We start from the raw sequence: 8664 nt of genomic DNA on the forward strand, positions 1-8664 counted from the left end.
CCGGTTCCCGAGCCCAAGCCGACGGCCCTCGGCATCCGCCAGCTCTACAAGCGCTTCGGCGGCACGATCGCGCTCGACGGCGTGAGCATCGACGTGCCAGAGGGGTCCTTCTACGGAATAGTCGGCCCCAACGGCGCCGGCAAGACGACGATGCTGTCGATCGTGAGTGGGCTGCTGCGCCCCGACTCGGGCGAGGTCGTCGTGCACGACGTCGACGTCTGGAAGCAGCCCGAGCACGCGAAGCGGCTGATCGGGGTGCTGCCCGACCGCCTGCGGCTCTTCGACCGCCTCACCGGGGCGCAGTTCCTCTTTTACTGCGGCACGCTGCGCGGCCTCGACGCGGGCACCGTGAAGGCGCGGGTGAACGACCTCGTCGCGGCGTTCGGCCTCGAGGCGGCCGTCGGGCGCCTCGTCGCCGACTACTCCGCCGGAATGACGAAGAAGATCGCCCTGGCCGCCGCGCTGATCCACTCGCCGCGCGTGCTCGTGCTCGACGAGCCGTTCGAGTCGGTCGACCCGGTCTCTGCGGCGAACATCACCGAGATCCTCCAGAAGTACGTGGCAGCAGGCGGCACGGTCGTGCTGTCCAGCCACAGCATGGATCTCATCCAGCGCATCTGCGATCGCGTCGCGATCATCGTCGCGGGCGTCGTGCTCGACTCGGGCACCGCCGACGAGGTGCGCGGGCAGAAGACGCTCGAAGAGCGCTTCGTCGAGCTGGCTGGGGGGCGCAAGGCGGCGGAGGGCCTCGAGTGGCTGCACAGCTTCTCCGAGTGAAGGCGCCCGACGGCCGGCAGGCGGCCGCCTCCGCTCGCACGCTCGGCCTGACCGCCGCGAAGACGATGAGGGAGGCCTTCGCCGACGTCCCCCGCTTCCTGCGCCTCAAGCTCGCCCTGCTCGGCGGGGCCTTCCGCCGCAGCCCGTGGCAGGTGGTCGGTCTCGTCATCGCGTCGCTCTACGGCATCGGCATGATGGCGCTGCTGGTCGGGGGGCTCGTCGCGGCGCGGTTCGTGCCCGATGTGACATCCGTTCGCTCCATCGTGATCGTGGTCGGGGCGGCGGTGACGACCGGCTTCCTGCTGCTGCCGCTCGTCTTCGGCGTCGACGACACGCTCGACCCGCGCAAGTTCGCCCTCTTCGGCATCCCCACCGATCGGCTCGCGGTGGGCCTCGCGGCCGGGTCGATCCTCTCGGTGCCGGCGATCGTGCTCGCGGTGTGCGCGCTCGCCACGGTCGTGACCTGGTCGCATGGCTTCTGGCTCGCCGTGCTGGCGCTGATCAGCGCGGTGCTTGCGACGGCGACGAGCGTGCTCGCCGCGCGGGTCGCGACGGCGGCCGCCGGATTCCTGCTCGACACACGTCGCGCGCGCGAGCTGACCGGCGTGGTCGGCGTGCTGCTGGTCGTCCTGATCTCGCCGCTCGTGCTGTCGCTGTCGAACGTCGACTGGGGTGCGCGCGGCTTCTCGATCATGACCGTGCTCGCCGACATCCTGCGCTGGTCGCCGATGTGCGCGGCCTGGGCCGTTCCCGCCGACACGGCCGTCGGCCGCGGGGGCGCCGCGGCGCTCGAGCTGCTGATCGCGATCGCCATGCTCGCAGCGCTCTGGCTGGCGTGGCGTGCGCTCGTCGCGCACATGCTCGTCACGCCCTCGCGCTCGGGCGAGGTGAAGACGTATGCGGGGCTCGGGTGGTTCAGCGTGATGCCGGCGACCCCGTGGGGAGCGGTCGCGGCGCGCAGCCTCAGCTATTGGGGGCGGGATGCCCGCTACTGGGTCTCCCTCGTGATGATCCCGGTCATCCCGATCATCATCCTCACGGCGTTCGCCGTCGTGCACGCGATTCCGGGGACGTACCCCGCGCTGCTGCCGCTGCCGATCATGGTGCTGTTCCTCGGCTGGGCGGCGCACAACGACGTCGCCTACGACGGAACCGCCATCTGGCTGCACGTCGTGGCGGGCACCACGGGGCTCGCCGACCGCATCGGCCGCCTGGTGCCGCTGCTGTTCATCGGCATCCCGCTCATCGTGGTGGGCACGGCCGTGTCTGTGTACTTCTACGGCGACGCGCACGTCGCGCTGGCGCTCGTCGGCGTGACCGTGTGCGAGCTGTTCGTCGGCCTCGGGCTCTCGAGCGTGACGTCGACGCTCACGCCGTACCCGGTGCCGAAGCCCGGCGACAGCCCATTCGCGCAGCCGCAGAGCGTGGGCGCTGCGGCTGCGGTCGTGCAGGGTTTCAGCCTGGTGGTCATCATCGTGCTGTCTGCGCCCGCCATCGTGTTCGGCGTGCTCGGCGTCTTCGTCGACCCCGCCTGGTTCGTGTCGTCGCTGTGGGCGGGGCTCGTGGTGGGGGCGCTGGCGCTGGTCGGCGGAGTCGTGGGCGGTGCCGCGATCTTCAACCGGCGTGGGCCGCAGATGCTCGACGCCGCGGTCAAAGCGGCGTGACCCGCTCATACACTTGAGACCATGAGCATCTCGGAACCCGGCGGACCCCTGGAGGGCGGCAGCACGGCGACGCTCGATCGCGAGCTCGAAGAGCTGCTTGAGCAGGAATCCGTCGAAGAAGGCGACCATGACCGCTTCTCGCATTACGTGAAGAAGGAAGCCATTCTCGAGTCGGCCGTGACGGGCAAGCCGGTGAAGGCACTGTGCGGCAAGGTGTGGGTTCCCGGGCGCGATCCCGAGAAGTTCCCGATCTGCCCGGAGTGCAAAGAGATCTACGACGCGCTGACCGACTGAGTTCGCTCAGGGAAGCGCGCTCGCTACACGAACAGCGTCTTGAGCACGGGGTCGCCCGCGCCGAGCCGGAAGGCCTCCTCGGGCAGCTCGTCGATCGCCTTGGCGTTGTGCGCCCGGGCGGCACTCACTCCGGCGGGGCCGAGGAACGCGGCATCCGGCTCACCATCGCTCATCAGCGTCGCGAGCAGCTCGCGCCCCTCTGCGCGCGGGGGCCGCGTGGTGAGCACGTGCACGACCTCGGCGGTCGCCGTGCCCGACGAGTCGAGGTGCCGGATCGGGATCTTGCGGCCGCCGACGGATGCCTTCCCGTCGGACTTCTTCGCGACGGGAATCCACTCGCCTGCATCCGTCTTGTGTGCGACCAGCTTGTAGACCATGCCGGCCGCCGGCGAGCCGGACCCGGTGACCACCGAGGTTCCTACGCCGTAGTTGTCGACGGGGCTCGCCGAGAGAGCGGCGATCGCGTACTCGTCGAGGTCGTTGGTCACCGTGATCTTGGTCTTCGTGGCTCCGAGCGCGTCGAGCTGCGCGCGCACCTTGCCGACCAGCTTGGGCAGGTCGCCGGAGTCCAGGCGGATGCCACCGAGTTCCGGCCCCGCGACGCGAACGGCCGTCTCGACGCCCTGCTCGACGTCGTAGGTGTCGACGAGCAGCGTCGTGCCGACGCCCATCGCGGCGACCTGCGAGCGGAAGGCGTCCTCTTCCGAATCGTGCAGCAGGGTGAAGGCGTGGGCGGCGGTGCCCATGGTCGGCAGGCCCCAGACCCGCCCCGCCTCGAGGTTCGACGAGGCCGCGAAGCCGGCGATGTAGGCGGCGCGGGTGGCGGCGACCGCGGCGTCCTCGTTGGCGCGGCGCGAACCCATCTCGGCGATGGGGCGGCCGGCGGCGGCGTGCACCATCCGGCTCGCGGCCGTCGCGATCGCCGAGTCGTAGTTGAGCACCGAGAGCACGAGGGTCTCGAGGATGACCCCCTCAGCGAACGGTGCCTCGACGGTGAGCAGGGGCGAGCCCGGGAAGTACACCTCGCCCTCGCGGTAGCCCGTGATCGTGCCGGTGAAGCGGTAGTCGGCGAGCCAGTCGAGGGTGCGGTCCGAGACCACGTGCTCCGCCCGCAGCCACTCGAGCTCGGCCTCGCCGAAGCGGAACCGCGAGATCAGCTCGAGCAGGCGGCCGGTGCCCGCCACCACGCCGTAGCGCCGGCCGTGCAGCCGCCGGGCGAAGACCTCGAACACCGACTCGCGCGAATAGGTGCCGTCGGCCAGCGCGGCGTCCAGCATCGTGAGCTCATAGCGGTCGGTCAGCAGAGCCGTTGAACCGGTCATATCGGCCACACTACTTAGACTTACTCGCATGAGCGATGCGCCGATCGGGATCTTCGATTCGGGCGTCGGTGGGCTCACGGTCGCGCGAGCGGTGCGCGATCAGCTGCCGAACGAGAGCATCCTCTACATCGGCGACACCGCCCACTCGCCTTACGGACCGAAGCCGATCGCCGACGTGCGCCGCTATGCGCTCGAGGTGCTCGACTTCATGGTCGAGCAGGGTGTCAAGATGCTCGTCATCGCCTGCAACACGGCGAGCTCGGCGATGCTGCGCGATGCGCGCGAGCGCTACGACGTTCCCGTGGTCGAGGTCATCCAGCCCGCCGTGCGCCGCGCGGTCGCCACGACCCGCAACCGGCGCGTGGGCGTGATCGGCACGCTCGGCACGGTCAATTCGAGGGCCTATGAGGATGCCTTCGCCGCGGCGCCCGACCTCGAGCTGTTCACCGCGGCCTGCCCCCGCTTCGTCGAGTTCGTCGAGGCCGGGGTCACCAGCGGCCCCGAGCTGCTCGCTCAGGCATCCGACTATCTTCGGCCCCTCAAAGACGCGGGCGTCGACACGCTCGTGCTGGGCTGCACGCACTATCCGTTCCTCAAGGGCGCCATCTCGTATGTCATGGGCGAGAGCGTGAGCCTCGTGTCGAGCGACGTCGAGACGGCGAACGACGTGTACCGCATCCTCGTCGGCGGTGGCCTCGAGCGCCGCGCGTCGACCGAGCCCCTGATCCACTACGAGGCGACGGGTGCCGACACCCTCGCCTTCCAGCGACTGGCGAACCGCATGCTGGGCCTCGACGTCTCGCGCGTCGACCTCGTGCAGACCGGCGTCATCGACCTCCCCCTGATCGAGCGCTGAGCTCGAACGACCGAAAGGCACCGACGTGACCGACACCCTTCGCGCCGACGGGCGCACGCCCGGGCAGCTGCGCCCCGTCACCATCGAGCGCGGCTGGAGCAAGCAGGCCGAGGGCAGCGCCCTGATCAGCTTCGGCGACACCAAGGTGCTGTGCACGGCGTCGTTCACCAACGGTGTGCCGCGCTGGATGACGGGTCAGGGCAAGGGCTGGGTCACCGCCGAGTACTCGATGCTGCCGCGTGCGACGAACTCGCGCAGCGACCGCGAGGCCGTGAAGGGCCGCGTGGGCGGCCGCACGCACGAGATCAGCCGCCTGATCGGCCGATCGCTGCGCGCGGTGGTGGACTTCAAGGCGCTCGGCGAGAACACGATCGTGCTCGACTGCGACGTGCTGCAGGCCGACGGCGGCACCCGCACCGCGTCGATCACTGGTGCGTACGTCGCGCTGGCCGACGCGCTGGCCTGGGGCAAGGAGCGCGGATTCATCGGGAAGAAGGCACAGCCGCTGACCGACTCGGTGTCGGCGATCTCCGTCGGCATCGTCGCCGGCGAGCCGATGCTCGATCTGGCATATGTCGAGGATTCCCGCGCCGGAACCGACATGAACGTCGTGGTCACGGGCGGTGGCAAGTTCATCGAGGTGCAGGGCACCGCCGAGGGCACGCCGTTCGACCGCGACGAGCTCAACACGCTGCTCGATCTCGCGCTGATCGGGAACGCCGAGCTGGCGGACCTCCAGCAGGCGGCTCTCGCGCAGGATCTCGCGGGGGAGTAGCCATGCGCGTCGTGCTCGCCACCCACAACGCGCACAAGGCGCGCGAGTTCCAGACCATCCTCGCGCTCGGAGTGAGCGAGCTCGAGATCGTGACCTACGACGGCCCCGAACCGGTCGAAGACGGCGCGACCTTCGCCGAGAACGCGCTGATAAAGGCGCGCGCCGCCGCCGCGCATACGGGCCTGCCGGCGCTGGCGGATGACTCGGGCATCTGCGTCGACATCATGGGTGGCGCCCCCGGCATCTTCTCAGCGCGCTGGTCGGGCCGGCACGGCGATGATCGCGCCAACCTGCAGCTGCTGCTCGACCAGCTCGCCGATGTTCCCGACGCGAACCGCGGCGCGCACTTCTCGTGCACGATCGCCCTGGTGTCGGGCAGCGGCGCCGATGCGCGCGAAGCGACCGTCGAAGGGCTGTGGCCGGGGCGCCTCGCCCGCGAGGCGCGGGGCGCGAACGGGTTCGGCTACGACCCGATCTTCCTTCCGGACGGCGAAGGCGGGGCATCCGCTGCGGAGCTCGCACCCGAGCGCAAGAGCGGGGTCAGCCATCGGGCGCGTGCCTTCGAGGCGATCACGCCCCTACTCGCGGCCCTGCCCCGCTCTTAGGAGCGGCGCTCGGCCTCGGCGCGCTTCGCCTTGCGCTGCGTGTTCAGCAGGTGGAGGCCGGTCGGGACGATCGCGACCACGACCGCGGCGATGAGGATGACGTCGATGTAGTCCGTGACGAAGTGCTGCACCGGGGGGATGAAGTGCAGCAGGTAGCCGAGATACACGATGCCGCCGGCCCACAGCACGGCCCCGATCGCGTTGTAGAGGCTGTAGCGGCGGTACGGCATCTTGCCGACGCCGGCCGCGATCGGCGCGAAGGTGCGCACGACGGGGACGAAGCGCGCGACGATCACGGCGGCGGGGCCGAAGCGGGTGAAGAACTCGTTGGTGCGATCGACGTTCTCTTTGGAGAACAGTCCGGACTCGCGCCGCTCGAAGATGGGCGGGCCCGCCTTGCGGCCGATGTAGTAGCCGAGCTCACCGCCGAGGAACGCCGCGATGGCGATGAAAAGCGCGACCCAGTAGACGTGCCAGTGGAAGAGCATGACACCGGGGGCCGAGACGACGCCGCTGATGAGCAGCAGGGTGTCGCCGGGAAGGACGAAACCGATCAGAAGACCGGTCTCGGCGAAGATGATCGCGCACACGACCAGCAGGGCCCAGGGGCCGGCGCTGTGAATGATCGTCTGCGGGTCCAACCAGGGGACGAGAGAGGCGTGGACCACGGTTCTCCTGCTGTGTCGAAAGGGGCTGCGTGCGGGAAAAGGGACTTGAACCCTCACGCCTTGCGGCACAGGAACCTAAATCCTGCGTGTCTGCCAGTTTCACCATTCCCGCCGGTGCGTTCCTGAAGTCTATCGAGGGGCTCGTGGCGAGTCTTCCGGGTGAACCCTGAGAAACGACCAAGGGATCGGGGGCGCACCGACTGTGGATAACTTGCGCGGGCGATGACGGTTGTTCGGCATCCTGCCTTCCATGACGGATGCCGTGCGGCAGATTACCGACCGGGTGCGCGAACGCGTACGCCTGCAGGGCGGCGACGCCGGTCGGGCCGTGGCCGCAGAGCTCGCCCGCGACGAGGTGCGCCGCTATTCCGAGCTCGCGCTCGGCGGCACGGTGCCGCTGCTCGCCGATGAGCGGGCGGCTGAGGCCGAGGTCGTCGCGGCCGTGAGCGGGCTCGGCCCTCTGCAGCAGTACCTCGACGACCCCGAGGTCGAAGAGATCTGGATCAACCAGCCGCACCGGGTCTTCGTCGCGCGCGGCGGGAAGTCCGAGCTGACCCCCGTGGTCCTGACCGAGGGAGAGGTTCGCGATCTCGTCGAGCGGATGCTGTCAGACTCCGGTCGCCGCGTCGACGTCAGCCAGCCGTTCGTCGATGCCTCGCTCGCCGACGGTTCGCGCCTGCACGTCGTCATCCCCGACGTGAGCCGTGCATGGTCGGTCAACATCCGCAAGTTCTCCTCGCGCATCCGCGAGCTGCAGCAGCTCGTCGCCCTCGGCTCGCTCAGTCGTCAGGCAGCCGAGTTCCTGCGCATGTCGGTGCTGGCCGGGTGCAACATCCTCGTCGCGGGCGCGACGCAGAGCGGGAAGACCACCATGCTCGGGGCGCTCATGTCGGCCGCGCGCCGAACCGACCGCGTCGTCACCGTCGAGGAGACCTTCGAGCTCGATCTCGCCGTGCGGGACGTGGTCGCCATGCAATGCCGCCAGCCGTCGCTCGAAGGGTCGGGCGAGATCACCCTGCGGCGCCTCATCAAAGAGGCGCTGCGCATGCGGCCCGACCGCATCGTCGTGGGCGAGGTGCGCGAGGCCGAGGCGCTCGACCTGCTGCTCGCCCTCAACGCCGGCGTCCCCGGAGCGTGCTCGATCCACGCCAATTCCGCGCGAGATGCGCTCGCCAAGCTCTGCACGCTGCCGCTGCTCGCCGGTCGCAACATCGACGCCGGGTTCATCGTGCCCACGGTCGCGAACTGCATCGACCTCGTCGTCTTCTGCGAGCTCGATCGCAGCGGCACACGGTTCGTGAGCGAGATCCTCGCGCTCTCCGGCGCGGTGAACGCGGGCGTGATCGAGGCGAGCGCGCTCTTCCAGCGCGCAGGCGGCGAGCTCCGGCCCACGGGCGGGCACCCCGCCAAGCTCGCCAAGTACCGAGCGGCCGGCTTCGACCCGGCGATCGTGCTCGGGCAGGCAGAGACATGGTGACGTTCGCATGGTGACGGATGCCTGGCTCGGGGCGCTTCTCGGCGGCGTTCTTGCCGCCGGAGTGCTTCTCATCGCCTCCGCCACCCGCCGGTCGGGGCGGGTGGCGGAGCGGCGCGCGTCGTCACGGCAGCGCCCCGGGGAGCGGTTGCGGCTCCGGCTGCTGCGGGCGGGCATCCCCGGCCTGTCTCCCGCCGGGTTCGTGGTGCTGTCCGTGCTCGCCGCGGTC

At 70.0% G+C, this 8664-nt stretch carries 9 protein-coding genes, 1 tRNA gene and 1 pseudogene; 8 read left to right on the plus strand and 3 right to left on the minus strand.

The features are described from left to right. The 3 genes from ACM2XV_RS09810 to ACM2XV_RS09820 form a co-directional block, all read left to right on the plus strand. Nucleotides 1-777 (plus strand): ABC transporter ATP-binding protein (locus ACM2XV_RS09810; protein ID WP_487026796.1); only part of this gene is annotated, 777 nt, incomplete at its 5' end. Further along, nucleotides 774-2441 carry a hypothetical protein gene (locus ACM2XV_RS09815; RefSeq protein WP_487026797.1) on the plus strand — a complete coding sequence of 556 codons (1668 nt, stop codon included), beginning with the start codon at nucleotides 774-776 and terminating at the stop codon, nucleotides 2439-2441. The genes ACM2XV_RS09810 and ACM2XV_RS09815, both read left to right, overlap by 4 nt. Before the next feature lie 21 nt (nucleotides 2442-2462). Next, nucleotides 2463-2735 (plus strand): DUF3039 domain-containing protein, encoded by a 273-nt coding sequence (locus ACM2XV_RS09820; protein WP_344774213.1) that lies wholly within the window; start codon nucleotides 2463-2465, stop codon nucleotides 2733-2735. 23 nt (nucleotides 2736-2758) lie between these two features. Here ACM2XV_RS09820 and ACM2XV_RS09825 read toward each other — a convergent pair whose 3' ends face one another. Continuing rightward, nucleotides 2759-4057: a nicotinate phosphoribosyltransferase gene (locus tag ACM2XV_RS09825; RefSeq protein WP_487026798.1), complete on the minus strand. Its 1299-nt coding sequence runs from the start codon at nucleotides 4055-4057 to the stop codon at nucleotides 2759-2761. Nucleotides 4058-4085: 28 nt separating this feature from the next. Here ACM2XV_RS09825 and murI point away from each other — a divergent pair, with 28 nt between their 5' ends. Genes murI through rdgB form a run of 3 tightly spaced genes read left to right on the plus strand, consistent with a single transcriptional unit; the run spans nucleotide 4086 to nucleotide 6293 of the window. Next, entirely contained in the window at nucleotides 4086-4913 is an 828-nt protein-coding gene (gene murI, locus ACM2XV_RS09830; RefSeq protein ID WP_487026799.1) for a glutamate racemase, read from the plus strand. A 25-nt stretch (nucleotides 4914-4938) separates the two neighbouring features. Then, the gene (rph, locus tag ACM2XV_RS09835; protein WP_487026800.1) at nucleotides 4939-5688 is read left to right on the plus strand and encodes a ribonuclease PH; all 750 of its coding nucleotides are present in this window, start codon (nucleotides 4939-4941) and stop codon (nucleotides 5686-5688) included. Nucleotides 5689-5690: 2 nt separating this feature from the next. Further along, a complete protein-coding gene (gene rdgB, locus ACM2XV_RS09840) occupies nucleotides 5691-6293 on the plus strand; it encodes an RdgB/HAM1 family non-canonical purine NTP pyrophosphatase (protein WP_487026801.1) in 603 nt (200 codons plus the stop codon). Here rdgB and ACM2XV_RS09845 read toward each other — a convergent pair. Then, nucleotides 6290-6961 (minus strand): DedA family protein, encoded by a 672-nt coding sequence (locus tag ACM2XV_RS09845; RefSeq protein WP_487026802.1) that lies wholly within the window; start codon nucleotides 6959-6961, stop codon nucleotides 6290-6292. The genes rdgB and ACM2XV_RS09845 overlap by 4 nt on opposite strands. A gap of 30 nt (nucleotides 6962-6991) precedes the next feature. After that, nucleotides 6992-7073 (minus strand) — tRNA-Leu (locus tag ACM2XV_RS09850). A 138-nt stretch (nucleotides 7074-7211) separates the two neighbouring features. Here ACM2XV_RS09850 and ACM2XV_RS09855 point away from each other — a divergent pair. Further along, nucleotides 7212-8438: a TadA family conjugal transfer-associated ATPase gene (locus tag ACM2XV_RS09855; RefSeq protein ID WP_487026803.1), complete on the plus strand. Its 1227-nt coding sequence runs from the start codon at nucleotides 7212-7214 to the stop codon at nucleotides 8436-8438. Between the two features lie 10 nt (nucleotides 8439-8448). Beyond that, a pseudogene (locus ACM2XV_RS09860) lies at nucleotides 8449-8664 on the plus strand (hypothetical protein); the annotation flags it as partial.

The organism is Gryllotalpicola sp. CP2-P1 (genome assembly GCF_057512245.1).